Annotated in this window: 20 protein-coding genes and 1 pseudogene; 7 read left to right on the top strand and 14 right to left on the bottom strand. The window is 64.7% G+C overall.

Going from position 1 to position 26576, the window contains the following annotated elements; genetic code table 11:
- Positions 1–209 precede the first annotated feature (209 nt).
- On the top strand, positions 210–1052 hold the full coding sequence (locus ACP2YO_RS37990; protein WP_426436179.1) for an alpha/beta fold hydrolase: 843 nt from the start codon (positions 210–212) through the stop codon (positions 1050–1052).
- A 13-nt stretch (positions 1053–1065) separates the two neighbouring features.
- On the opposite strand, the gene ACP2YO_RS37995 is transcribed toward ACP2YO_RS37990, so the two are convergent.
- Complete coding sequence (locus ACP2YO_RS37995; protein WP_426436180.1) at positions 1066–3354, bottom strand: spermidine synthase; 2289 nt, start codon at positions 3352–3354, stop codon at positions 1066–1068.
- A 239-nt stretch (positions 3355–3593) separates the two neighbouring features.
- On the opposite strand from ACP2YO_RS37995, the gene ACP2YO_RS38000 reads away from it, so the two are divergent.
- Positions 3594–5195 (top strand): phytoene desaturase family protein, encoded by a 1602-nt coding sequence (locus ACP2YO_RS38000; protein WP_426436181.1) that lies wholly within the window; start codon positions 3594–3596, stop codon positions 5193–5195.
- An 876-nt stretch (positions 5196–6071) separates the two neighbouring features.
- On the top strand, positions 6072–6512 hold the full coding sequence (locus tag ACP2YO_RS38005) for a translation initiation factor 2 (protein WP_426436182.1): 441 nt from the start codon (positions 6072–6074) through the stop codon (positions 6510–6512).
- A 114-nt stretch (positions 6513–6626) separates the two neighbouring features.
- On the opposite strand, the gene ACP2YO_RS38010 is transcribed toward ACP2YO_RS38005, so the two are convergent.
- On the bottom strand, positions 6627–6791 hold the full coding sequence (locus ACP2YO_RS38010; RefSeq protein ID WP_426436183.1) for a Flp family type IVb pilin: 165 nt from the start codon (positions 6789–6791) through the stop codon (positions 6627–6629).
- A 176-nt stretch (positions 6792–6967) separates the two neighbouring features.
- Between ACP2YO_RS38010 and ACP2YO_RS38015 the strand changes: the two genes are divergently transcribed.
- Both ACP2YO_RS38015 and ACP2YO_RS38020 read left to right on the top strand, forming a co-directional pair.
- On the top strand, positions 6968–7852 hold the full coding sequence (locus ACP2YO_RS38015; protein WP_426436184.1) for a 50S ribosomal protein L11 methyltransferase: 885 nt from the start codon (positions 6968–6970) through the stop codon (positions 7850–7852).
- A complete protein-coding gene (locus ACP2YO_RS38020; RefSeq protein WP_426436185.1) occupies positions 7849–8355 on the top strand; it encodes a hypothetical protein in 507 nt (168 codons plus the stop codon). The genes ACP2YO_RS38015 and ACP2YO_RS38020 overlap by 4 nt, the downstream gene beginning before the upstream one ends.
- 12 nt (positions 8356–8367) lie before the next feature.
- On the opposite strand, the gene ACP2YO_RS38025 is transcribed toward ACP2YO_RS38020, so the two are convergent.
- On the bottom strand, positions 8368–8553 hold the full coding sequence (locus ACP2YO_RS38025; protein ID WP_426436186.1) for a hypothetical protein: 186 nt from the start codon (positions 8551–8553) through the stop codon (positions 8368–8370).
- 271 nt (positions 8554–8824) lie between these two features.
- On the opposite strand from ACP2YO_RS38025, the gene ACP2YO_RS38030 reads away from it, so the two are divergent.
- Both ACP2YO_RS38030 and ACP2YO_RS38035 read left to right on the top strand, forming a co-directional pair.
- A complete protein-coding gene (locus tag ACP2YO_RS38030) occupies positions 8825–10654 on the top strand; it encodes an aminopeptidase P family protein (RefSeq protein ID WP_426436187.1) in 1830 nt (609 codons plus the stop codon).
- A gap of 281 nt (positions 10655–10935) precedes the next feature.
- Entirely contained in the window at positions 10936–12222 is a 1287-nt protein-coding gene (locus ACP2YO_RS38035; protein ID WP_426436188.1) for a multidrug effflux MFS transporter, read from the top strand.
- Positions 12223–12375: 153 nt separating this feature from the next.
- Here the strand turns inward: ACP2YO_RS38035 and ligA are convergent, their stop codons facing one another.
- The 11 genes and pseudogenes from ligA to murC form a co-directional block, all read right to left on the bottom strand.
- Positions 12376–14544, bottom strand: a complete 2169-nt coding sequence (gene ligA / locus ACP2YO_RS38040) for an NAD-dependent DNA ligase LigA (protein WP_426436189.1) — start codon at positions 14542–14544, stop codon at positions 12376–12378.
- An 8-nt stretch (positions 14545–14552) separates the two neighbouring features.
- On the bottom strand, positions 14553–16238 hold the full coding sequence (recN, locus tag ACP2YO_RS38045; protein ID WP_426436190.1) for a DNA repair protein RecN: 1686 nt from the start codon (positions 16236–16238) through the stop codon (positions 14553–14555).
- A gap of 13 nt (positions 16239–16251) precedes the next feature.
- Complete coding sequence (locus ACP2YO_RS38050; RefSeq protein WP_426436191.1) at positions 16252–17160, bottom strand: outer membrane protein assembly factor BamD; 909 nt, start codon at positions 17158–17160, stop codon at positions 16252–16254.
- Positions 17161–17410: 250 nt separating this feature from the next.
- Positions 17411–18373 carry a UDP-3-O-acyl-N-acetylglucosamine deacetylase gene (lpxC, locus tag ACP2YO_RS38055; protein ID WP_426436192.1) on the bottom strand — a complete coding sequence of 321 codons (963 nt, stop codon included), beginning with the start codon at positions 18371–18373 and terminating at the stop codon, positions 17411–17413.
- Positions 18374–18722: 349 nt separating this feature from the next.
- Positions 18723–20504, bottom strand: a complete 1782-nt coding sequence (gene ftsZ / locus ACP2YO_RS38060; protein WP_426436193.1) for a cell division protein FtsZ — start codon at positions 20502–20504, stop codon at positions 18723–18725.
- Positions 20505–20593: 89 nt separating this feature from the next.
- Positions 20594–21910 carry a cell division protein FtsA gene (gene ftsA, locus ACP2YO_RS38065; protein ID WP_426436194.1) on the bottom strand — a complete coding sequence of 439 codons (1317 nt, stop codon included), beginning with the start codon at positions 21908–21910 and terminating at the stop codon, positions 20594–20596.
- Positions 21907–22908 carry a cell division protein FtsQ/DivIB gene (locus tag ACP2YO_RS38070; protein WP_426436195.1) on the bottom strand — a complete coding sequence of 334 codons (1002 nt, stop codon included), beginning with the start codon at positions 22906–22908 and terminating at the stop codon, positions 21907–21909. Before ACP2YO_RS38070 ends, ftsA begins: the two co-directional genes overlap by 4 nt.
- Positions 22909–22994: 86 nt before the next feature.
- Positions 22995–23142 (bottom strand): annotated as a pseudogene (locus ACP2YO_RS38075) (D-alanine--D-alanine ligase); the annotation flags it as partial.
- Positions 23143–23239: 97 nt separating this feature from the next.
- Positions 23240–24226 (bottom strand): D-alanine--D-alanine ligase family protein, encoded by a 987-nt coding sequence (locus tag ACP2YO_RS38080; RefSeq protein WP_426436196.1) that lies wholly within the window; start codon positions 24224–24226, stop codon positions 23240–23242.
- Positions 24226–25149, bottom strand: coding sequence for a UDP-N-acetylmuramate dehydrogenase (gene murB, locus ACP2YO_RS38085; RefSeq protein ID WP_426443413.1), 924 nt, complete (start codon positions 25147–25149; stop codon positions 24226–24228). The genes ACP2YO_RS38080 and murB overlap by 1 nt, the downstream gene beginning before the upstream one ends.
- 2 nt (positions 25150–25151) lie before the next feature.
- Positions 25152–26555, bottom strand: coding sequence for a UDP-N-acetylmuramate--L-alanine ligase (gene murC / locus ACP2YO_RS38090; protein WP_426436197.1), 1404 nt, complete (start codon positions 26553–26555; stop codon positions 25152–25154).
- Positions 26556–26576 lie beyond the last annotated feature (21 nt).

Below are 26576 nucleotides of genomic sequence, written 5' to 3' on the forward strand. Positions count from 1 at the left end.
ATTTTTGGCTCCCGTTCACCCGCTTGTGACCCTTCAAACCCGCTGCGGCGTCCGCAAGCCGTGGCCGGTGGCCGCGCTGTCATCGGATTGTAAAAATAGCCCTTTAATCGGCAGTGATAGCGCCCGCTAGCCTTTCGGAGGCCATGTGATGCGGAGTGCCTGTTGAATCAGAGACAGAGCGCGTCCACGCACCGCAACAAGAGGTCACCATGAAACGGGGCATCGTTGTCCTTTGCCTGTGCACCGCCGCGATCGCGGCCTACTTCTCGGCGGACCGATGGGCGATCCGCCACACGACGCTGACATTTCATGACGTGCTGCGTGAGGATCGCGACGTCACCGTCGACGTCGCCGTGCGCCGCGACAAGGAAATGCAGGCCTTGGCCGAGATGATCGAGCTGCCGGTCGCGATCCTGAGCCACGGCAACACCGTCAAATTCACCGAGTATTCCTTCCTCACCAACATCTTCGCCTCGCGCGGCTACCTCGTGGTCAGCATTCAGCATGATCTCGACAGCGATGCTCCAATGGTGACCAAGGCCGGCGAGGAATATGCCGGCCGCCGCATGCAATATAATCGCGGCGCCTTCAACATCATGGCTGCGATCGACGAGATCAAGAAGCTCTATCCGAATGCGAATTATCACAGCCTGACGATGATCGGCCACTCCAACGGCGGCGACATTTCGATGTTCTTCGCCAAGCAGCATCCCGACCTGGTCAAGAAGGTCGTCACGCTGGACAATCTGCGCGTGCCCATCATCACCGACGGCAAGGTCAAGATCCTCTCGTTCCGCTCGAAGGATCCGGTGTTCAAGGCGGATCCGGGTGTCGTGCCTGACGACGAGATCTGCGCCAAGGCCGGCGTCAAGGTGGTCAGAACCGAGTTTCAGCACAACCAACTCAGCGATCGCGGCCCTGACAGCGTCAAGTCGTCGATCCAGGCGACGGTGGAGCAATTCCTCGACGAGGATGAGGGCCCGCCGACGATGCCGCTGCTCACCGCGGCGGCGCCAGGTCCGGACAAGCCAGCGGCTGTCGATAACAAGTAACGGGCCGTCGGAGTTACTGCTCGCCGTCGCGCAGGCGGCGGTACACCGCGCCGAGCACGTTCGAATAGTCGTCGGTCCAGACCCGCTGGCCCTCGGTGGGCTCGGTCTCTGCCCAGACGTCCGACGATGCGAGATTGCCGACATCGGCCTCCTCGCGCGCGGAAACCACGACCGAGGTCGCGAAGATATATTCGTCGTCGCGATTGGAATCCTCGCTGTAGACCCAGCTCTTCATCTCGTTGGCGTCGGCGATGCCGATGATCACGCTGGCGAGCTCGAGATGCCGGTTGGAGACGTGCATCACGACCGCGCCCTGCGGCGCCAGCTTCTGCTTGTAGATCGCCATCGCCTCCTCGGTCGCAAGGTGGATCGGGATCGCGTCCGACGAATAGGCATCGACGATGATAAGATCGTAGACGCCGTCGGGCTCCCTGGCGAAGGTCAGCCGCGCGTCGCCGATCACGGGCTTCAGGTTCGGCTCGCAGTTCTGGATGTAGGTGAAATATTTGGGGTCGCGCGCCGTATCGACCATCGACTGGTCGATCTCGAAGAATTTCCAGTCTTCGCCGGGCTGTGACGCACAGGCCAATGTGCCCGAGCCGAGCCCGATGACGGCCACTTTCAGCGGCGCGCCCTTGCGCTCGCGGATTGCCGTGATCGCCTGCCCGATGCCGCCGTCCTTGTGATAGTAGCTGATCGGCTCCGGCCGGCCGGTCACCGGCGTGCCATCATCGTTCTTGAATTTCTCGGCGCCATGGATCGTGGTGCCGTGCATCAGCACGTGATACTGCCCGTTCGGCGTCACCACGATCTTGTGGACGCCGAAGAAACTGCGGACCGTTTCGACACGGCCGTGGTCGGAGGGGTAGATGCGCAGCAGCACCAGCGCGACGGCAACGGTGGCGAAGATCTTCCAGCGCGTGGCATTCAGCGCGAGCGCCAGCAGCGCCGACAGCACGCCGACCGCGCCGATCACCCAGATCCGCCAGTCGTCGAGCCGGCTGAAGACTCCATCGAAGACTTGATTGAAGATTTGGCCAGCCGAATATGATGGCGCGATCAGAGCGACCGCGAGCACCGCGAGGAACGGCCAGTACCAGGCGCTCCAGCGCGGCAGCCGCTCGGCGCCGCCGGGCGGACGGCACAATGCGGCCAGCGCCAGCAGGATCGGATATTCGGCGATCCATGAGAAGGTGAACGGCGCGATCAGCCCTGCGAACAGGCCGCCGACCATGCCGCCGAACGACAGCGCAACGTAGAAGCCAGTGAGATATTTCGCGGCCGGTCGCGTGCGGGCCAGTTCGCCATGGCAGGCCATCGCGATGATGAAGAAGCAAAGCAAATGGCCGCCGAGCGTCAGCAGCAGATTCTGTTCGCCGCCGATCGCGAGCAGGATGACGACACCGGCAATCGCCAGCGGCTGCGCCAGCAGCATCCATTTGTGCGGCAGCAGCGGATGCGACTGGAACACCAGCACCCATGTCAACAGATACAGCGACAGCGGCAGCACCCAGAGCAGGGGTGCGGCGGCAACGTCGGTCGAGATATGCGCGGTGACCGCGATCAGCAGGCCGGACGGCACCGCCGCCAGGAAGATCCAGCGCGCGCGCAGCATCCAGGATGGTGCGGGTGCATTCGCATCATCAACCCCAAGATTGAGCGCCCCAGCATCGGCGGGCGAGCTCAGCAGCAGCGCGCCGCAGCCCGCGATCAGAACGATCAGGACGCCATAGCCGCCGGTCCAGATCAAATTCTGGGTGCGCAGGGTGAACATCGGTTCCAGCAGCACCGGATAGGATAACAGCGCCAGGAAGCTGCCGATGTTCGACGACGCATAGAGGAAATACGGATCGGGCCCGTTGGGATGGCCGGTGCGCACGAACCAGGCCTGCAACAGCGGATTGTTGGCGGCGAGCGCGAAGAACGGCAGGCCGATCGAGACCACGAATAGGCCGAGCAGCCAGAATGCGTAGCCGGAGGTCGGCGGCTCGCCCCAACCGCTGCGGATCGCCAGCGGCAGCGTCAGCAGTGCGACGACCAGCAGCACCAGATGCACCGCGACCGGAAGCACGCGGTTTTTCAGCTTCATCAGCAGATGCGCATAGGCATAGCCGCCGAGCAGCAGCGACTGGAAGAACACCATCGCGACCGACCACACCGCCGGCGAGCCGCCGAGCCGCGGCAGCACCATCTTGGTGAACAGCGGCTGCACCGAGAACAGCAAGAGCGCGCTGACGAAGATCGCGGCGGTGTAGACAACCAGCACCAGCCGGTTTCGCGAGGCGGACGGTTCAGACTTCATGGAAGCTCCGGCATGAACCCGGCGGGCGCCGGAAGCGGATGGTCCGGCGGCAGCGCGCCCGACAGCTTGATTTGAGCATATGGCATCAGCACGGGCAAGAAACGCCGATAACGCGGACTTGACGCAGCGCGGTTCAGGCGCGACAGCAAGGTAGATCTATTGTTTTGAGCATGATCTTTTCGGAAAACCGGTCTCCACTTTTCCGGATCATGCTCTGATCACTCCTTCTTGAAGCGGACATGAACGAAACTGATGTCGTCATCATCGGCGCGGGGCACAACGGCCTCACCTGCGCGGCCTATCTCGCGATGGCGGGCTTGCGGGTCCGGGTCGTGGAGCGGCGCAAGGTGGTCGGCGGCGCCGCCGTCACGGAGGAGTTCGTTCCGGGCTTCCGCAATTCGGTCGCGGCCTACACGGTGAGTTTGCTCAACCCGCAGATTATTGCTGACCTGAAACTTGCCGATCACGGCCTTGGGATTGTCGAGCGCCGCGCCCAAAACTTCGTGCCCGCTCCCGACGGCAGCTATCTGCTCACTGGCGAAGGCCGCACCAGAGAGTCGGTTGCGAGATTGAGCCAGCGTGACGCCGTCGAAATCGACGCGTTCTCGCGGGAGCTCGAGGCGATCGCCGACGTGCTGCGCCAGTTCGTGCTCCGCGCGCCGCCGAATGTCGTCGAGGGATTTGGCATCGGTGCCGTGACCGAAGCTTTCAACGCGCTCGGCAGCGCCAACATGCTGCGGCGGCTATCGCTGGAGCAGCAGCGCAGCCTGCTCGATCTGTTCACGCGCTCGGCCGGCGAGATGCTCGACGAACGTTTCGAGAGCGATCTGGTCAAGGCGCTGTTCGGCTTCGACGCCATCGTCGGCAATTACGCCAGCCCCTACGCGGCCGGCTCGGCCTATGTGATGCTGCATCACGCCTTCGGCGAGGTGAACGGCAAGAAGGGCGTCTGGGGTCACGCCATCGGCGGCATGGGCGCGATCACGCAGGCGATGGCGCGCGCCGCGCGCGGCCATGGCGCCGAGATCGCGACCGACGCCGGCGTGCGCGAGGTGATCGTCGAGAAGGATCGCGCCTGCGGCGTCATCCTCGACAATGGCGAGACCATCCGCGCCAAATATGTCGTCTCCAACGTCAACCCGAAATTGCTCTACACGCGGCTGGTGCCGGAGGGCGCGCTGGCGAGCGAATTCCTCGCCCGCATCTCGCGCTGGCGCAACGGCTCCGGCACGTTCAGGATGAACGTCGCGCTTGATGCCCTGCCCTCGTTCACCGCACTGCCCGGCCCCGGCGATCATCTCACCGCCGGCATCATCATCGCGCCCAGCCTCGGCTACATGGATCGCGCCTGGCGCGATGCGCATGATTTCGGCTGGAGCCGCGCGCCCGTCGTCGAGGTGCTGATCCCCTCGACGCTCGACGACAGCCTGAGCCCGCCGGGCCAGCACGTCGCGAGCCTGTTCTGCCAGCATGTCGCGCCCCAATTGCCCGACGGCAAGTCGTGGGACGACCATCGCGAGGAGGTCGCCGACCTCATGATCGCGACCGTCGATCGATACGCGCCCGGCTTCGCCGGCAGCGTGGTCGGCCGGCAGATCCTGTCGCCGCTCGACCTCGAGCGGCAGTTCGGCCTGCTCGGCGGCGACATCTTCCACGGCGCGCTGACGCTGAACCAATTGTTCTCCGCGCGCCCGATGCTCGGCCATGCTGACTACCGCGGACCGCTGCGCGGCCTCTATCATTGCGGCTCCGGCGCCCACCCCGGCGGCGGCGTCACCGGCGCCCCCGGCCACAACGCCGCGCGGGTAATCCTGGGGGACCATCGGGCGCTGTTCTCGTAAGGCAGGCGCCAGGGAGGTGGCCGTCGCCCACCGAACCTGTGGACAGCTTGTGGAGAAGCGGTGGATTGGCCCTGCATAGGTCCTGGACTGTCCGGGAGGAGTGAAAGGGATATCGCATATGGCACTCATGGCTTCTGCAACTGACGTGTCCACGTCGTCATGGCCGGGACAAAGCCGGGCGAGCTATGGAACGTGGGCTGATAGCCATATGTGCCAGCCTGCCGTCGCAGGGCGCACTGCCAAAAATACCGAAAACAACCCCATGCAAAGTAGCCGGCGGCTGCCGGCGTTTGACACGACGATTGACACGTCGGGCAAATCAGCGGCATTATTCCATTATTCCGAAATCGCGCAGGCGCCCCATCGCCCCCCGGCTATCGCGCATGGCGCTTGAGGACTCCACCAGCTAACGTTCGACGTCGTCATGGCCGGCCCATGGACGTGGCCGTCGCCATGTCCGATTGCCCTGCGGAGGAGTGGAGGAAACCACTGTGGATTGGCTATGGAGTGCTAGCCAACAACCCCGCCACAATCATCAATCCACTGCCAAGCTGGTATTGGACGCGCGCTGTCCTCCCACTCGACTAGCATCAATGGATATGGCGCTTGTGATTTTTGCGGCTTCATGGCCCGAAATTTCAAACTGAGACACTACCGGACGGACACCCGGTAAACTCCTAATGTCCTGTTGATAAGTGCGGGACATCCTGTGGACAGCGGGTGCCTCGCATGCCGGCCGAGACACTTCAGCCGACAGACGCTCATCGCGCCAAGCGGCACAAAATGGGTGCTGCCCCCTATCCGATTAGGCTAAAGATTGATTGATCCCCCGCGTAGGTTGCGACAAGGTGGTCGCGGGTAGGGGGAAATCATTTTATGCGATCGGTAATTGTCGCGGCGCTTTGCGCCGCGCTAGGCGGTTGCGCGTCCGTAACGCGCGGGACCACAGAGAATATTTCGATAGCTTCGACACCTTCCGGTGCACAGGCCGATATTGCCGGCCTGGAGATCCCGACCGCTTGTGTCACGCCCTGTGTTATCCAGGCAAAGCGCAATGCCGACATCGTCGTGACGGTGAGCAAGGAAGGCTTCGACACGCAGGTCATACCGTTGACCAAGGATATCAGCGGGGGTGGCGGGGCAGGATTTGCCGGCAACCTGCTTCTTGGCGGGGTCGTGGGCATGGGCGTCGATGCAGCCACCGGTGCAGCACTGGACCACAAGCCAAATCCGGTCATTGTCACGCTGCAACCGATCAGGCCTCCGCAGCCACCGCCGGTCGAAAAGCGCCGATCACCGAAGCCGCCGACGTCTTGAATCTGCCAGATCGTCGATCTGAGCGACTAACCAGGCGCCCCGGCTTGCGACCGGCAAAAGAAAACACCGGGCGACAGGTCGCCCGGTGTTTGAGAACGCCGTGGGGTGGTTCGATTATTTCAGCGAGGTGCTGATCGACGTAAAAGTGGTGCTCAGCGCCGTGCCGACGCCGTTCACCGCGGCGATGATGGCGATGGCGATGCCGGTTGCGATCAGGCCGTATTCGATGGCGGTGGCGCCGGATTCATTCTTCAAGAACTTAACGATAAAAGCCTTCATTGTTGTCCTGCCCTCAGCTTGGTGATGCCTTTTGGAACGGGGAAAAGTTCCGGTTCCGGAACCAGTAATACTACGGCAAAATCTAAGGTTGTTTTTACAGACCACACGTCAATTTTCGCGATAATCGAACGAAATCTAAGTTGAAATTTTAGCAAAGACCGCGCTACCGGCATCTGATGACACCCTCGACACATCGCGCCAGCGTCACGCTGGCGGACGAATCGACCGGAAAACGCGTGGTCGACGCGCTTTCCGATGCGTTTTTTGACGATTCTGCGGCTTTCGCCGCCTTCGAGCGGCCCGACGGCCGCTGGGATGTCACCGTCCATTTTGCCGACGCCCCGGACGAAGCGCTGCTGCGCGATCTCGTCCAAAAGTCGGTAGGGCGGGATGTCGCAGCCGCCATGACCTTCGATACCCTGGAGGCCAAGGACTGGGTGAAGGCTTCCCTGGAAGACCTCGTCCCGGTCCCGGCCGGGCGGTTTATCGTCCACGGCCAGCATGACCGGACGCGAATTCCGCCGAACAAGATCGGCATCGAAATCGAGGCGGCGCTCGCCTTCGGCACCGGCCACCACGGCACCACGCGCGGCTGCCTGCTGCTGCTCGACCATGTGGTGAAGGCCCATCAGCCGCGCCGCGTGCTCGATCTCGGCACCGGGACCGGCGTGCTGGCGATCGCCGCCGCCAGGGCGCTGCATCGCCGGGTGCTGGCAAGCGACATCGACCCGCCGTCGGTGCGGGTCGCCGAGGAGAATGCCGGGCTCAACAGAGCCGGGCATCTGGTTGATGTGATCAAGGCCACCGGCTTCGCTGCACCACAATTTGCCGAGGACGGACCATTCGATCTCGTGCTCGCCAACATCCTCGCGAATCCGCTGCGGCAGCTGGCCGGCCCGATGACGCAACATCTCGCAGCGTCGGCGCGGGTCATCCTGTCGGGCCTGCTGACACACCAGGCGCCGGCGGTCATCGCCGCCTACCGCGCCCGCGGGCTGGTGCCGATCAAGCACCTCAGGATCGAAGGCTGGAGCAGCCTGTTGCTGCGCGCGGTAAAATGACGGCAGCCAGCAGACAGTGCGGCGACTGCACGCTCTGCTGCAAGGTCATGGCGATCGAGGAACTGGCAAAGCCTGCCAACATTTGGTGCCCGCATTGCCGGCCGGGCCGCGGGTGCCAGATTTACGCGAGCCGGCCGGCCGAATGTCGGTCCTTCAGCTGCGTCTGGCTCCTCAATGAGCTGCTGGAGGAGCACTGGAAGCCAAGCCGATCCAAGCTTGTCCTGACCACCTCGGAAGACGGCCTCGAGGTCCGATGCGACCCCGGCTTCCCCGACGCCTGGCGCAAGCAGCCGTTCCGCAGCGAGATGCACGAATGGGCGGTGTCCGGCGAGCCGCTCGACATGACCATCGTCGTCATCGTCGGCCGACGCATGACGCTGGTCACGCCCGACCGGGAGTTCGACCTTGGCGTCGTCGGTCCTGACGAGCGGATTGTGCGGGAACTGGAAGGCTCCAAGGTCGTCAATGCGACCGTGGTGAAGGCATCCGACCTGGAGCGGTAATCAGAGGGATGATTATTCGGACCTCGCGGGATCGCCGGGGACGATCACGAGCTTGTCTTGCTTCAGCGAACGCCGGACGCGCGCCTCGACAAAGCGGTCCAGCATCTGGACGATGACGCCGCGTTGCTTCTGCTCGATGGGCGGGATCGGGCCGCCGCGGGCCGGCGGCGAAATCTTCTCAAAGGTGAAAGCAGGCACGCTGCATCTCCTCGCCATTGAGTTGAGACACTGTTGGGCGCTCCAGTCCCCTAGACGAACGACTTGCCGTGGAATCCGTTCCGTCTTTTCTAATGGTTATGCCACGATTCAAGCATAAGTTATGCCAAATTGTGGTCATGCCGGCGGAATTGCGGACGTGTCCACCCGAACGGGAGCCTGATCCGGCACAGTCGAAACCGGCTTTTCCCTCGCGACAAACACGCCGCGTTTGCGCGAAGATCATGCTCGATCCAAAGAGAGTGCGAGAGCGATGTTCGAAGCCCATTTCCAGACATTCGAAGAACCCGAAAGCGGCGTGGCGCTGACCGCCCGCTTGAGCGCCTTCCGCGAGGAGCTGGTCCGGCGCAAGCTGACGGGATTCGTCATCCCGCGGGCCGACCAGCAGCAGAACGAGTATGTCGCGCCCTCCGAGGAGCGGCTGGCCTGGCTGACGGGCTTCACCGGATCGGCGGGGCTGGCGATCGTGCTGACCAAGCAAGCCGCCGTGTTCGTCGACGGCCGCTACACCCTGCAGGCCGGCAAGCAGGTCGACCGCAAGGCCTGGGAGGTCGAGCCGCTGGTCGATCCGCCGCCGGAGCACTGGCTGACGCGGCACCTCGCGAGCGGCGATCGCCTCGGATTCGACCCATGGCTGCACACTTCCGCAGCAGCCGAACGGCTCGCCGCCGCCTGCGCCAAGGCCGGCGCCGAGCTGGTCGCGGTCGACAACAATCCGGTCGACGCGATCTGGACCGAACGGCCCCAGCCGCCGCTCGGCCCGGTCACGGTCCACGGCGCGCAATTCGCCGGCGAGATCGAGGCCGAAAAGCTCGAGCGCATCCGGCTCGAGATCGACAAGCTCGGCGCCGATGCGCTGGTGCTCTCCGACAGCCACGCGGTGGCCTGGGCCTTCAATATCCGCGGCGCCGACGTCTCGCATACGCCGCTGCCGCTGTCCTACGCGCTGGTGCCGAAGGAGGGCCGGCCGCTGGTGTTCATCGATCACCGCAAACTCTCCAACGCGACCCGCAACCATCTCGAGCAATCCGCCGATGTCGAGGAGCCGGCAGCGCTGACGCCAAAACTCACCGAGCTCGCCCGGCGCGGCGCCTCGATCGCGCTCGACAGCGCGACCGCGGCTGACGCCTTGAGCCGCCTGATCTCGGGGGCCGGCGGCAAGCCGGTGCGCGGCAATGACCCGGTCAGCCTACTCAAGGCGGTGAAGAACCTCACCGAGATCGAGGGCACACGCACGGCGCATCAGCGCGATGCGGTGGCGCTGACGCGCTTCCTCGCCTGGATCGACCGCGAGGCGCCCTCGGGCGCGCTCACCGAGATCGACGCCGTCGAGGCGCTGGAGACGTTCCGCCGCCAGACCGGTGCGCTGAAGGACGTCTCGTTCCCCACGATTTCCGGTACTGGACCGAACGGCGCCATCGTGCATTACCGCGTCACGCGCAAGAGCAACCGCCGGATCGAGCCCGGCGACCTCCTCTTGATCGATTCCGGCGCGCAATATGAGGACGGCACCACCGACGTTACCCGCACCATCGCGATCGGCCAGCCGACCGACGAGATGCGCGACCGCTTCACCCGCGTGCTGCGCGGCCACATGGCGATCGCGCGCGCCATCTTCCCCGACGGCACCACCGGCGCGCAGCTCGACACGCTGGCGCGACAATATCTCTGGCAGGCCGGCCTCGATTTCGAGCACGGCACCGGCCACGGCGTCGGCAGCTATCTCAGCGTGCACGAAGGGCCGGCGCGGATTTCAAAGCTCGGCACCACGCCGCTGAAGCGCGGCATGATCCTGTCCAACGAGCCCGGCTACTACAAGACCGACGCCTACGGCATCCGGATCGAGAACCTCGAGCTCGTTGTCGGCGCCGACATCGCGGTCGCCGAGAAGCCGGTCAATGCATTCGAGACGCTGACACTGGCGCCGATCGACCGCCGCCTGATCGACACGAGCATGCTGAACGCAGGCGAGTTGGCATGGCTCAACGACTACCACGCCCGCGTCGCCAGCGAGGTGCGCCCACATCTCGACGACAACGCCACCAGGCTGTGGCTCGATGAAGCGACGGCGGCGCTGAAGTAGCGGCACGTACAAGCATCCACACACTCAGTGTCATCCCCCGCGCAGGCGGGGGATCCAGTACGCTGCGGCCCATCGGCTCAACAACGACTGCCTCTGGAATACTGGGTCCCCCGCCTTCGCGGGGGACGACAGTCATTATTGTTGCGCGGGGCGTGCTTGTTGCGCGTGGCGGAACATCGCGCTCCCTCGGCTTCCGAAACGCATGGCCGCATGCCGAAACACGCGTATGCCGCGCGAATGAGATCGCTACAGTCCGATTCACAACATTGGATCGGACCTGAATGCACGGCGTGATGGGCAAGCCGCCCGGCGCGGCCCAGAAAAATATCAAGGACAATATCGCGACCTCGAAGGTCATGCTGCTGATGCTCGTCGTGATGACGGGCGTGGCACCAATCTCGCTCTATATGCTGGTGCCTGCGCTGCCGGTGCTCGCGACCACGTTCGGCCGCGATATCGGGGTCGCGCAGATGACGGTGTCGCTCTACATGGTCGGCATCGCCCTGTCGCAGCTGATCATGGGTCCGCTGTCCGACAAGTTCGGCCGCCGCCCGGTGCTGCTTGCCGGCCTCAGCCTGATGGTGGTCGCGGGGACAGGCTCGGTGTTCGCCGAGACCCTGCCGCAGCTCATCGCCGCTCGCTTCTTCCAGGCGCTTGGCGGCGCCAGCGGCATGGTGATCAGCCGCGCCATCATCCGCGACCTCTATCCGCGCGAACGCGTCGGCGCCATGATCAGCCTCGTCGTCGCCGCGCTGATGATCGCGCAGATGGTGAGCCCGCTGACCGGCGGCCTGCTGGAAACCGCATTCGGCTGGCGCGCGATCCTCTATCTGATCACCGCAGCATCGCTGATCATCGCGATCTTCATCGCGTTCGCGTTGCCTGAAACCCGCCGCGATCGCACCGAGAGCTCCAGCTTCCGCGGCGATCTCGGCAAGCTCCTGAAGAGCCGCGCCTTCGTCGGCTATCTGCTGTGCCAGGTGTTGGCCTCGCAGATCATCTTCGCTTTCGCCGGCGGCGGCCCCTATATCGTGGTCACCCAGATGGGCCGCAGCAGCGCCGAGTATGGCGCATGGTTCGCGATGACGGGGTTTGGCTATTTTGTCGGCAACCTCCTGTGTGTGCGCTTTGCGCCGCGGCATTCGCTGGAGCGGCTGATCTGGTTCGGCCTGGCGCTGCAGCTCGGCGGCAGCCTGTTGAACCTGATCTGGAGCTTTACGGGGTTCAACCAGGCCCCGCTCTGGCTGTTCGGCACCCAGATGATCGTGATGGTCGCCAACGCCTTCGTGATGGCCAATTCCGCCGCCGGCGCCATCAGCATCCGCCCCGAGGCCGCCGGCACCGCATCGGGCGCGATGGGTTTCCTGCAGCAGGGGATCGGTTCGCTGATCTCGCAGTTCGGCGCCTATCTCGGCGGCCACTCGGCCACCACGCTGCCGCTGACGGCGGCGATATCAGCGATCTCGATCGCCTGCGTATGCACGATGATCTTCATCGTGCCACGGCGCAATGTGGTGGTCAGCGAGGCGCTGATCGAGCAGGCGGAGGAGGAGTCAGGGATGATGTGAGGGGCGTGTCTCGCGCCTCACTCTCCCTCGTCATCCCCGCGCATGCGGGGATCCAGTACGCCGCGGCCTATCGGCTCAACAACGACTGCCTCTGGAATACTGGGTCCCCCGCTTTCGCGGAGGACGACAATGGAGTATGGGCGAAGGCGAGCGTCACTCCCCGATCAATCCCAGCCACTCGTCCTCGGTCAGCACCGCAACGCCGAGCTCGCGCGCCTTGGTGAGCTTGGAGCCGGCGTCCTCGCCGGCCACGACATAATCCGTCTTCTTCGACACCGAGCCGGCGACCTTGGCGCCGAGACGTTCCGCCACCGCCTTGGCTTCGTCGCGGGTGAACTTGGTCAGCGAGCCCGTAAACACCACGGTCTTGTCCGAAACCGGCGAACTCTTGCGGGGCTGTTCGGCCGGCTTCACCTCGATCTCGCGCAACAGCTCGCCGAGCGCCTTGACGTTGCGCGGCTCGGCGAAGAACTCGACCACGGCGTCGGCGACGATCTCGCCGATGCCGCCGATATTGTTGAGGTCCTGATAGGCCTCGGTCGTATTCTCTTCGTCCTTGCTGCCCTTGGCCGCAGCCAGCATCGCTTCACGGAAATTCTCGACGCTGCCGTAGTGCCGCGCGAGAAGCTTGGCATTGCCCTCGCCGACGTGACGGATGCCCAGCGCAAAGATCAGACGATGCAAATCGATCGTGCGCCGCGCATCGATCGCACTGAACAGATTGCGCACCGAGGTTTCGCCGTAACCCTCGCGCTGCATCAGCGGACTGCCGGAACGGGCATCGCGCTTCTGCAGCGTGAAGATGTCGACCGGCGACTTCACGAGATCGTCTTCGTAGAACTCCTGGATCTGCTTGTCGCCGAGGCCATCGATGTCGAAGGCGAGGCGCGAAACGAAATGCTTCAATCGCTCCACCGCCTGCGCCGGGCAGATCAAGGTACCGGTACAACGGCGCACCACCTCATCTTCCTCGCGCACCGCATGGCTGCCGCAGACGGGACAGGTGTCCGGGAACTTGTAAGGCGGGAACTTGTAACCATTGGCATCCTTCGGCCGCTTGTCGAGCACCACGCTGACGATCTGTGGAATCACGTCGCCTGCGCGCTGTACGACGACGGTGTCGCCCACGCGAATATCGATGCCATCGCGGAGCGGGCTGCCGTCGTTACCGATACCCTTGATGTAATCCTCGTTATGCAGCGTCGCGTTCTGCACCACCACGCCGCCGACCGTGACCGGCGCCAGCCGCGCCACCGGCGTCAGCGCCCCGGTGCGTCCGACCTGGATGTCGATGCCGTTGAGAATGGTTGTCGCCTGCTCGGCCGCGAATTTATGCGCGATCGCCCAGCGCGGGCTGCGCGACACGAACCCGAGACGATCCTGCCAATCGAGACGATCCACCTTGTAGACCACACCGTCGATGTCGTAGCCGAGCGTGGCGCGCTCTTCGCCGATCTTGCGGTAGAAGGCCAGGACCTCGTCGACATCCTTGCACAGCGTGATCAGCGGATTGACGGTAAAGCCTGCTTTGTCCATCCATGCGAGCATGCCGTGCTGGGTATCGGCAGGCCGCTCGCTGAGCTCGCCCCAGGTATAGGCAAAAAACTTCAGCGGCCGCGACGCGGTGATCGAGACGTCTTTCTGACGCAACGATCCCGCCGCCGAATTGCGCGGATTGGCAAAGATCGTGTCGTCGGATTCGGCCTGCTTCTTGTTCAGCTCGAGAAAATCCTTCTTGAGCATGTAAACTTCGCCGCGCAGTTCGCAGGCCGCCGGAATATTCCGGCCCTTCAAATGGTGCGGAATGTCCTTGATGGTACGAACATTGGCGGTGACGTCTTCGCCGGTAAAGCCATCGCCGCGCGTCGCCGCGCGGACCAATTCGCCGTTCTCGTAGCGCAGTGACAGTGATAGCCCGTCGATCTTCGGCTCGGCGACGAGCGCCGGAATATGCTCGGCGTCGAGCTTGAGAAAGCGTCTGATACGATCGACAAACTCGGTCACATCCTCGTCGGCAAAGGCGTTGCCGAGCGACAGCATGGGAACAGCATGCTGCACCTTGGCGAAACCGCGCGCCGGCGCGGCGCCAACTTTTTGCGACGGCGAATCTTTTGCAACGAGATCTGGAAACCTGGCCTCGATCGCCTCTAGCCGCTGACGCAGCGCGTCATAGGCCGCATCCGACACCGTCGGAGCATCCTTCTGGTAATAGCGCTCGTTGTGGCCCTCGATCTCGAGCGCCAGCCGCGTCAGTTCGACCTTGGCCTGGGCCTTGGTGAGCTTGGCGATGTCGACCAGCGCTTTCTTCGCCTTGGTAGCCATGGGAGCAACTAACTCGCCGCCCGCAGCAGCCGGTCTGCCGCAGCACGTGCCTCCGCCGTGATCTCGGCGCCGGCGAGCATGCGGGCGATCTCCTCGCGGCGGTGGTCGGCGGCCAGCGCGTTGACCCGGGTGGCGACGCGCTTGCCCTTGTCGAGGGCATCCTTGGAAATCAGCAAATGCTGGCTGGCGCGGGCAGCGACCTGCGGCGCGTGGGTGACGGCCATCACCTGCACCTTGCCGGCGAGACGCGCCAGCCGGGAGCCGATCGCGTCGGCCACCGCGCCGCCGACGCCGGTGTCGATCTCGTCGAACACCAGGGTCGGCGCCGAGCCGCGGTCGGCCAGCACGACCTTCAGCGCCAGCAGGAAGCGCGACAGCTCGCCGCCGGAAGCGACCTTCATCAGCGGCCCCGGCTTGGTGCCTGGATTGGTCTGCACCCAGAACTCGACGCGGTCGATCCCCTCCGGACCCGGCGACTTCACGTCGGTCTCGACCTGGGTCATGAACTTGGCGCGCTCGAGTTTCAGCGGCGCCAGTTCGGCGTTGACGGCCTTGTTCAGTTTTTCGGCGGATTTGATTCGCGCCGCTGACAACTTCGCCGCGGCGGCGCCATAGCGCTGGCCGGCCTCGGCGGCGGCGGCCTCGAGCTTCTTCAACTGGTCGGCACCAGCATCGATCAGCGCCACGTCGGCGGCGTATTTGGCGGCCAGCGCCGCCAGGCCATCGACGGGGGTGGAATATTTGCGCGCGGCGGCGCGCAGCGCAAACAGCCGCTCTTCGATTCGCTCCAGCTCGGCCGGATCGAAATCGGCCGCCCGCAGCGCGACGTTGAGATGCTGGTCGGCCTCTTCCAGCGCATTGATGGCCGCATCGATTGCCTTCACCGCCGGCTCGACCAGACCAGGCATATTTCCCGCACGGCGCTCAAGCCGGCGCACCGCTGCCGACAAGGCCGCGACCGGCGAATGATGGCCGCCCACCGCCCCCTGCGCCTCGCGCAGATCGCTGGCGATCTTCTCGCCCTGCATCATCGTGGTGCGGCGTTCGGCCAGCGCGGTCTCCTCGCCGTCCTTCGGTTTCAGCTTTTTCAGTTCATCGGATGAATGGCGCAGGTAATCCGCCTCGCGTGCCGCCCGCTCCATGCCGGCGCGGTGCTCATCGAGCGCGGCATAGGCGGCGCGCCGCGAGTTCCACAGCGCTTCCAGCGCCCCGACATCTTTTTCCAGCCCGGCAAACGCGTCGAGCAGCCGGCGATGGGTGGAGGCGTCGACCAGTGCGCGGTCATCGTGCTGGCCGTGGATCTCGACCAGAGCGGCGCCGACTGCCTTCAGGGTCTGAACGCTGATCGCCTGATCGTTGATGAAGGCGCGGGTGCGGCCGTCGGCGAGCTGCACACGGCGCAGGATCATCTCGCAACCCTGTTCGGAATTCGTGTCGTCGAGGCCGTTCTGGACGAGGATGCTGGCTGCCGGGTGGCCCTTCGGCACATCGAACGTCGCGGTGACCTGCCCCTGCTCGGCGCCGTGGCGCACCAGCCCGGCATCGCCGCGGCCGCCAAGCGCCAGCGCAAAGGCATCGAGCAGAATGGATTTACCCGCGCCGGTTTCGCCGGTCAGCACCGCGAGGCCACGGGAAAATTCGATATCGAGCCGTTCGATCAGGACGATGTCACGGATCGACAGACGCGCCAGCATGCGAAGACAATTCCTAGCCGAGGCCTATCTTCTTGAAGGTCTTGCTGATCCAGGACCCCTGATTCTCGCTCGGTTCGAGACCGCCCGACTTTACTAGATTATAGGCGTCCTTGTACCAGCGGCTGTCGGGAAAATTGTGCCCGAGCACGGCGGCCGCGGTCTGCGCCTCGCCGACGATGCCGACCGCCATATAGGCCTCGGTGAGCCGGTAGAGCGCCTCCTCGACATGGCGCGTGGTCTGGTACTGCGTGACCACGGTCTTGTAGCGATTGATCGCGGCGGTGAAGTCGCGCTTCTCCATGTAGTAGCGGCCAACCGCCATTTCCTTGCCGGCCAGCTGGTCGCGCGCGGCTTCGATCTTGGACTTGGCGGTGGTGGCGTATTCCGACGTCGGATATTTGCGCACTACCTCTTCCAGCGCCGCGATTGCCTTCTCGGTGCGGCCCTGGTCGCGGGAGATGTCCGGGATCTGGTCGTAATGCGACGCTGCGATCAGGTACTGGGCATAGGCCGCATCCGGGCTGCCGGGATGCAGCGTGACGTAGCGGGTGGCGGAGCCGATGCAGCTGTCGTAGTCGCCGGCCTGATAGTAGGAATAGGCCGACATCAGCAGCGACTTGCGCGCCCACTCCGAATAGGGGTGCTGGCGGTCCACTTCCTCGAACTTCTTCGAGGCGGCCTTCAGATCCTTCTTCTGGTTCATCATGTACAAGCCCTCATTGTAGAGCTTGTCCGCGGGCTCATCGACGAAGGTATCGTCCTTGGCCGTGAACTTGTCCCAGAGCGCGCCGGTGCCGCAGCCGCTCAGAGGCAGTGCCAGTACGATCAGGCCCGCCGCGAAACGCAGCGCGCGCGCGGCCTGCTTCAGGCCGGAGACGTCAAAAGAATTGCGTGGTTCGAGCGCCATCAGCTTTGCCGACATGAAATATAAAACCTGACGCCTTTGATGCGGTTAACGGCGAAGCCCACTCCATCCATGAACCGCGATCATGGATACAATATTCCCCGTGCCATCGGCGCAGTGTCGTGCAACCTCAGGCCTGTTTAGCCGAAAAAATGGTCGTTGACCAACCGAATACGTAGCTATTCCGCCCGGATTAAGGCGGCCGGACACACCTGCTAACAGCCGCGGCACCTACGCAATCTGGAACGAGTGCCGCCGGCCGCGACGATCAGGACACGTCCGGGCCGTAGGCCGGGGCGATCATGCCGCCCAGCGTGCCCGCGCCGGCTTCCACATGGCCGCGAACGGGGCGCCGTGCGGTCTCCGATTCGACCACCCGCCAGGCGCTGCGGTCGGCGAGCAGCGCCTTCAGCACCGCATGGTTGAGCTTGTGACCGCCGCGCGTCGAGCGGTAGCTGCCGAGCAGCGGCAAGCCTGCCAGCGCCAGATCGCCAATCACATCCAGAACCTTGTGGCGGACGCATTCGTTGCCGTAACGCAGCCCTTCGGGGTTCAGCAGGCGGGTTTCGTCGAACACCACCGTATTCTCGAACGACGCGCCGAGCGCGAAGCCGGCGCTCCAGAGCCGCGCCGTATCACCCACGCAGCCGAAGGTCCGGGCACGCGAAATATCGCGGCGGAAGGCTTCAGGCGACATATTGAAGGAGAAGCTCTGGCGGCCGATCACCGGGTTGGTGAAGTCAATCTCGACCTCGGCGCGGAACCCGCCGGCAAACGGACGCAGCTCACCGACGGAACCGCCGATCTTGACCTGCACCGGTTTCAGCACCTGGATGAAGCGGCGGACGGCGGGCTGGGTGACGATGCCGGCCTGATCGATCGCTGCGACGAAAGCCGCAGCGCTGCCATCCATGATCGGAACTTCGGGACCGTCCACCTCGATGGTGGCGTTGTCGACGCCCATGCCGCGCAGCGCGGCCAGTACATGCTCGGCGGTGGAAACCAGCGGCCCTTCGCGATCACCCAGCACCGTCGCAAAATCGGTTGCGATCACGGCGTCGGCGACGGCCTGAATTTCGCGGTCGGCCCCGTCGAGGCCGGTGCGGATAAAAATAAAACCCGCATCGACAGGCGCAGGTCCCAAGGTGAGATGAACAGGAAGACCAGAATGAACGCCGACGCCCGTCACGGTGGCTTGCGACCGAAGCGTTGTTTGGCGGCTGAACTTCATGCGATATTGCCCACTACCCGACTTCGCTCAAGCGAGCGGCCAATTTCCCCAAGGCCGATTCACTTAAGCTCCCCAAGTCACGGCAGACCATAGTCACTGCCCTAAACTGCGCCAACTCACGCTTCTTTACCGATTGTTACCCCATCTCTGCCGCATTCAGGCCAAGGGTTAACCAAATTACGGCAGCGAAAAGCGCTCATCCGGCGCGCGCATCTGACCATGAGAAGGATAATTAATCATTTAAAATCAGCTGCTTGCTCACCTGACTGCGACCACTTGTCCGCCTAAAGACGAAGGCCCCGGCGGTTCCTGCCGGGGCCTTCTCTGGTCGCCAAAGTTGTAACAAACTTCAGTTGGCCTGCCGTCTCAGGAAGGCCGGGATATCAAGATGGTCGTCACCCTGTGGCGCCGGCGCAACAGGTGCAGGGCGTCCATGCGCGTCCAGACCCTGCGGAGCGGGACGCTTCGCATATTCAGATACCGGTGATTCGTTCGAGGCGATCTGCTGCGCGACGCTGCGGGCCGGCCGGCGCTCAGGCAGCGGCGGCATCGACGGCGCCGGACCGGAGGCGCGGGCCGCGATCGGCGGCTCGGTCTCTTCGTCGCGGCGGCCGAGGCCGACATTGGCGAGGCGCTGCAGCAGCGACAGCCGGGTCTTCTGCGGATGTTCCTCCTCGCCGTCGCCGCGGGCCTGGCGGATTTCGGCCTGCGCCGGCATCGGAAGGTCCTCGAACTTCGGCATCCGCGGAGCGCGGACCGGCGAACGCTCGGCCGCCTGCGGGATGAAGGTCTCGGGAGGCATCGGCTCGTGCTGCTCGGCCCGGGCGACGTCGTGATCGGGGAACAGCGTCGGCTTCTGGGCGATCGGGCGCACGGTGACGTCCCCGTAGGAGCCCGGCTGCATCGGTGCCGAATTGTCCGGGGCAACTGCGGCGGCGATCGCTGCGAGCGCGGCGCGCTCGAGATTGTTGGCGGCAGGACGCGGCTGCTGCGGGGCGGCAGGCGCGGCAATCGGAGCGACGGTTACGCCGGTCGGCGGCTCCATCTTGGTGCGCTCGGCAAGACGCTGATTGTCGGCACGCAGGCGTGCGGTCAGATCGGCCAGCCGGCTTTCCGGCGAACCGGCGGCCGGGGCGGCGGCAGGCGCTGCGGCACGCGCGATCGCGGCTTGCTCGATGCCGGTCGCGACCACCGAAACGCGGATGACGCCGTCAAGCGATTCGTCGAAGGTCGCGCCGACGATGATGTTGGCGTCGGCATCGACTTCCTCGCGGATACGGGTCGCGGCTTCGTCGACCTCGAACAGCGTGAGGTCCTTGCCGCCGGTGATCGAGATCAGCAGGCCGCGGGCGCCCTTCATCGAGCTATCGTCGATCAGCGGGTTGGCGATCGCGGCTTCGGCGGCGGTCAGCGCGCGCTTCTCGCCGGTGGCCTCGCCGGTGCCCATCATCGCCTTGCCCATCTCACGCATCACGGCGCGGACGTCGGCGAAGTCGAGGTTGATCAGGCCTTCCTTGACCATCAGGTCGGTGATGCAGGCGACGCCCGAATAGAGCACCTGGTCGGCCATCGCGAAGGCGTCGGCGAAGGTGGTCTTCTCGTTGGCGACCCGGAACAGGTTCTGGTTCGGGATGATCAGCAGCGTGTCGACCACCTTGTGCAGTTCGGCAATGCCGGACTCGGCGGTGCGCATGCGGCGCTGGCCCTCGAAGTGGAACGGCTTGGTCACCACGCCGACCGTAAGGATGCCCATCTCGCGCGCGGCCTTGGCGATGACAGGTGCTGCCCCCGTCCCGGTACCGCCGCCCATGCCGGCGGTGACGAACACCATGTTGGCGCCGGTAAGGTGATCGCGCAGCTCGTCGATGACCTCCTGCGCCGCGGCGGCGCCGACATCAGGCTGTGAACCGGCGCCGAGGCCCTGGGTGACCTGGGTGCCCATCTGGATGATGCGCTGCGCCTTCGACATGGTCAGCGCCTGGGCGTCGGTGTTGGCGACGACGAAGTCGACGCCCACCAATCCGGCGGTGATCATGTTGTTGACGGCGTTACCGCCCGCACCGCCGACGCCGAAGACGGTGATCCGCGGTTTCAGCTCGCTGATGTCAGGGGGGGTCAGATTGAGTGCCATGGTTGCCTCTCTGGATTACGCGCGCGTTGGTTCGCCCCGGCCGGCGGCCGCGGGAGTTGGTGAAAATCGTGTGAGCCGGGATGCGGTCATCAGAAGCCCTCGCGAAGCCATCGTCCGACCTTTCCGAAGTAACCGTCAGTCCCTGTCCTGAGCTGCCGCGTACGCCGCGGTTCGACATGTTCAAGATGAGCGTATTGTGGATAGACCAAGAGGCCCGCGGGCACCGCGAACGAGGCGCCCTTCGCCTCGTTCGGCAGCCGGCCGAAGCCGAGCGGGCGGCCGATGCGGACCTGGCGATTCAGGATGCGGGCGGCCAGTTCGACGGTGCCGGTGAGCTGCGAGGCGCCGCCGCTCAACACCACTCGCGCCCTCGGCTCAGCCGCAAAGGGGGAATCCGCGAGCTTGTCCCGGACCATTTCAAAAATCTCCTCGGCGCGATGCCGGACGATGTTCGCGATCGTGGCGCGGGACACGATCTGCGGAGTCTCCCGATCATCGCCTGCGGTCGGAACGGACATCAGCTCGCGGGAGTCCGAGCCGCCGGTCAGCACCGTGCCGTATAAAGTCTTGATTCGCTCGGCATCCGCAATGCACGCTCCGATGCCGCGTGCAAGATCCATCGTGATGTGTTGCCCGCCGAGCGCAAATCCGGATGCATGCACGAAGCGGCCGCCGGAATAGGTCGCGATCGTGGTCGATCCCGCGCCCATCTCGACGACGGCGGCGCCGAGGTCGGCCTCGTCGTCGGTCAAGACCGACAGACCCGCAACATAGGGGCTCGCCGCCATGGCTTCGACGTTGAGATGGCAGCGCTCGACCACCAGCATCAGGTTCTTGGCCACCGTCGCATCCGAGGTCACCACGTTCATGTCGACGCCGAACTGCCGCGCCACCATGCCTCTGGGGTCGCGGATGCCCTTGACGCCGTCGAGCGCGTAACCGACCGGCAGCGCGTGCAGCACGGTTCGGCCCGCGCCGGTGGCGTGGCGCATGCCGGCTGACGTGACGCGGCTGATATCGTCTGATGTTACCGAGCCGCCGCGGATATCGGCAGCGGCTTCAACGAGTTGGCCGTGCAGCCGGCCGCCGGACACGGACAGCAGGACGGACTCGACGCGGACCTTGGCCATGCGCTCGGCGAGCGCCACGGCATGGCGGACCGCCTTCTCGCATTCGGCCAAATCGACCACGGCGCCGGCCTTGACGCCGCGCGACTGGATCTGGCTGTAACCGATCAGCTCGATGGCGTGGCTACGGCCGCGCAACGCCTCGTTCGGCGGTGAGGGCTTCAGCCGCGCGATCATGCAGGCGATCTTGCTGGAGCCGACGTCGAGCGAGGCCACCAGCGCGGTGCGCTTCTGCATCGGACGCGTCTTCGGCGTCAAATTGCGGTCGAGGCCGGTCATGCGGAGTCACCCGGCTTCTTCTTGGACTTCTTGTCTTTGAACAGGTCGTCGCGTGCCTTGCCGGCGTCCTCGGACAATTGCACGACCAGGCGGTCGGGCAGCCGCATGTCGACGGCGACGATGTCGCGCGAGAACAGCTTGTCCTCCTTGTCGAGCTTGGACAGCGCGGCGAGCGCGTTGCCGACGTCGTTCTCCGGCAGGCGGATGTCGAGGCCGTCCTTCAGGCGCAGGTTCCAGCGCCGTTCACCGACGAAGATCGCGGCCTTGGTCACCGAGCGCACCTGCGGATAGCGGTCGAGCAAGGCCAGGAAATCCCTGGCTCTGACATCGGCGCCCTTGCCCACCACCAGCGGCAAATTGAGGAAGCGGCGCGACACGTAAGGCTCGAGCACCGCGCCGTCGGAGGCGATGACGGAGAGCCGGCCGTCCTGCTGCCACAATGCGAACGCGGTGCGCTCGACGATGTCGATCTGCAGCCGGCCCGGATAGAGCTTCAGGATCGTCGCATCGGCGATCCAGGGATTGGCCTTCAGCCTGCCGCGCACCGTCTCGGCGTCGAGGAACAATAGTGAGGAGCGGCCGTTGACGCCGCCGATCGCAAGGACCTCGTCCTGGCTCAACTGCTTGCGGCCCTTGATCCCGACGGTGGTGATGCGGAAGCCCGCGGTATTGGCCAGCGCATTGCGGGTATCGCTGAGCGTCGCAACGAACTCGTCGACATGGCCGCCTTTGACGATGCCGAAGCCGGCACTGCCGATCAGGATAGCAAGCGTCGCGGCGAAGCCGACGCGGCGAGGCAAATAGCGCTCGATCAGCAGGATGTAACGGTTGGGCGGCTCGCGATCGATCACGGGCTGCCGGGCGGGACGCCGGCGGCGGGCGAGAACCACGCCGACATACTCGCGCAACAGCACCGCCGCTCCAATAGCGGCGGCTTTCAGGTCAGCTTGGGGCCCCAGCGATCGTAGCGATCGAGCGAGGCGTCCTGCTCCATCCATTGCACGAGCTCGTCACATGTTGTGCCCGCAGCACATCGCGGGTCCCGGCGCAGGTGACCTCTCGGCAATACCGGTGGGATAGAGTGACCCCCTGTTCCCTGGTTGCGTTCCTCGAAGCGGAAATCCGCGACAGCTCACGCCCCGGCAGCCAAGCGCTACACGCGCCGCCAGCGTTAACCTTCGGGCTTGCTGGTAAACAAACGGTAAACAGGGCGCGCCCAGAGCGTGTTTTGATCAACGCCAAGAGTACTTTGCCGCGAACTCGTTAGCATTTTAGCAACAGTGCGGGTTCCAACCGGGACTCACCGCTCGGAGGTTCCCCTCCTCGGCCCTACTTCTGCGTGCGGCGCCGGGCGAGCTCGATCTGGTCGTGCAGGAAATCGGCAAATGCGATGCCCTGCGCCTTCAGGGCCTTCGGATACAGCGACGCCGCGGTGAGCCCGGGCAGCGTGTTGGTTTCGAGATAGACCGGTCCCTTGGGCGAGACGATGAAGTCGCTGCGGGAATAGCCGGAACAGGACAGCGCACGATGGGCCCGCAGCGCATGGTCCATGATCGCGGCGCTGACATCAGGCGCGAAGCGGCCGGGGCAGATCTCCTGCGTCGACTTCAGCAGATATTTGGCAGTGTAGTCGAATGCTCCCTCCGCCGGCACGATCTCGATCGGCGGCAGCGCGAACATCGTGCCATCGGACTGCTCGAGCACGCCGCAGGTTCCTTCCACGCCCGATACGAACGGCTCGATCAGATAGTCCTCGCTCTTCGCGGCATTGCGCACAGCAACGAGGTCCTGCTTCGCGTTGATGAAGATCAGCCCGTAACTCGATCCGTCCCTGGCAGGTTTCGCAATCAGCCTGCCGTGCTCGGCGAAGGCCTGATCGATCTGTTCGAGCGCTATGCCCTGCGGCGCATTCAGCCCTGCGATCGCGGCAAACCGCTTGGCCGCGACCTTGTCGAAGGCAAGGTTCGACGACGCCGAGCCGGAGCCCGTGAAGGCGATGCCGCGCATCTCGCACATCGCCTGCAACTCGCCATTCTCGGCACGGCCGCCATGCAGACCGAGCACCAGCGCGCGCTCCTCGACCTTCGCCTGGTCGAGCGCCTCGCTGAGGCCCATGCCGCGGTCATCGGGCTTGAAGTCGATCTCGAACGGCCGCGCGTGACCAAGCAGCTTTTCGGACGTCACCGCATGCACGGTGTCGTCGACGTCCCAAAACCAGAGATCCGCATCCGGCAGCGCGCGGTGCAGCGCCTGCGCGCTTGCCACCGAGACCAGCCGCTCCTTGTTGGTGCCGCCGAAGAGAATGGTTACCCGCATCAGGTCTTCTCCATCCCAATCCGCTTGATTTCCCAGTGTAGCTCGATTCCGGAATTTTGCTTCACCCGCTCGCGCACCGTCTCCCCGAGGGTTTCGATGTCGTGTCCGGTGGCATTGCCGGTGTTGATCAGGAAATTGCAGTGCATCTCCGAGACCTGCGCCCCGCCGACCTTGAGGCCGCGGCAGCCGGCGGCATCGATCAGCTTCCAGGCGCTGTTGCCGGGTGGGTTCCTGAAGGTCGAGCCGCCGGTCTTTTCGCGGATCGGCTGCGCGGTCTCGCGATGGGTCTGCACCTCGAGCATGCGGGCGCGGATCGCATCGGCATCCCCGATGGTCCCGCGAAACCGCGCGGATGTGAAGATCACCGACGGATCGACGCCGCTGTTGCGATAGACGAACTTCATGTCGGCATTGCTGAAGGTTCGCTTCGCGCCGTCGCGGCCAATGCCGCGGGCCTCGACGAGCACATCCTTTGTCTCGCCGCCATTGGCGCCGGCATTCATCCGCAGCGCGCCGCCGACGGTGCCGGGAATGCCGAAGAAGAACTCCATGCCACCGATATTGGCGCTCGCCGCCGTCTCCGCCACTCGCTTGTCGAGCGCAGCAGCCCCTGCAGTCACAACCTCATCAGCCGCGCTGGTTTCGCCGAAGGCGCGCGGCGCAAGGCGGATCACCACACCGGACATGCCGCCGTCGCGCACGATCAGGTTTGAGCCGACGCCGACCGCATAGACCGGCAGATCTTTCGGCAAGTTCGCCAGGAAATAAGCCAGATCATCCTCATCCGCCGGCGTGAACAACACCTGCGCCGGCCCACCGACGCGAAACCAGGTCAGCTCCGCCAGCGACTGGTTGGCAAGCAAGCGCCCGCGCAACTCCGGCATCGCGGCTTTCAGGTCGGGCGTGATGTCGGGAAAGGTCACGATCACCCCAGCGCCTTCAATTCGTCGGGCAGGGCGTACGCCCATTGCGTGATGTTGCCGGCGCCGAGGCAGACGACGAGGTCGCCGGGCTTCCCAAGGCCGTGGACGATCGTTGCGAGCTCGCCGGCGTTCGGCAGCGGCACCACCTCGCGATGGCCGCGTGCGCGCAAGCCGGTGACGAAATGATCGCGGTCGATGCCGGGGATCGGCGCCTCGCCGGCGGCATAGACCTCCGCGACCACGACCGCATCGGCGTCGTTGAAGCAGGTGCAGAATTCCTCGAACAGCGATTGCAGGCGCGTGAAGCGGTGCGGCTGCACCACGGCGATGATCCTGCCGCTGTACGACTCGCGCGCGGCCTTGAGCACGGCCGCGATCTCGACCGGGTGATGGCCGTAATCATCGATCACGGTGACCCCGTTCCACTCGCCGGTCTTGGTGAAGCGCCGCTTCACGCCGCCGAAGCCTGCCATCGCCTGCCGGATCACATCGTCGGAAACACCGAGTTCATGTGCAACCGCAATCGCCGCTGTCGCGTTCGACGCATTGTGGCGGCCCGGCATCGGCAACATGATGTCTGAAATCTCGTGCGCCGCGCCGGTCTTGCGATCACGGATCGCGACCTTGAATTTCGATCCGCCCGCGATCGGCGTCAGATCCATCAACCGCGCATCGGCCTGCGGATTCTGGCCATAGGTGATGATGCGGCGATCCTCGATCTTGCCGACGAGGGTTTGCACCACGGGGTGATCGATGCACATCACGGCAAAGCCGTAGAACGGCACGTTCTCGACGAAATCGCGGAAGGCGTCCTGGATCGCCTCGAAGGTTTTGAAGTGATCGAGATGCTCCGGGTCGATATTGGTGACGATCACGACGTCGGACGGCAGCTTCAGGAAGGTGCCGTCGCTCTCGTCGGCCTCGACCACCATCCAGTCGCCGCCACCGAGACGCGCGTTGGATCCGTAGGCGTTGATGATGCCGCCATTGATCACGGTCGGGTCGAGCCCGCCGGCGTCGAGCAATGTCGCCACCATCGTGGTGGTCGTGGTCTTGCCGTGGGTGCCGGCGATCGCAACGCAGCTCTTCAGCCGCATCAATTCCGCCAGCATCTCGGCACGACGCACCACTGGAATGCGCTGTGCGCGCGCCGCCATCAGCTCCGGATTGTCGCGCTTGATCGCGGTCGACACCACGACGACATCGGCGCCGTCGACATTCTCGGCGGCGTGGCCAACCGAAACCCTGGCGCCCTTCTTGCGCAACCGATCGAGATTGTAATTGTCCGAGGCGTCCGAGCCCTGCACGGTGTAGCCGAGATTGAGCAGCACCTCGGCGATGCCGCTCATGCCGATGCCGCCGATCCCGACGAAATGAATGGGTCCGATCTCGCGCGGCAGTCTCATGATCCGGTTCCTGACATCATC

This window comes from Bradyrhizobium genosp. P (assembly GCF_049949265.1).
GTDB lineage: Bacteria > Pseudomonadota > Alphaproteobacteria > Rhizobiales > Xanthobacteraceae > Bradyrhizobium.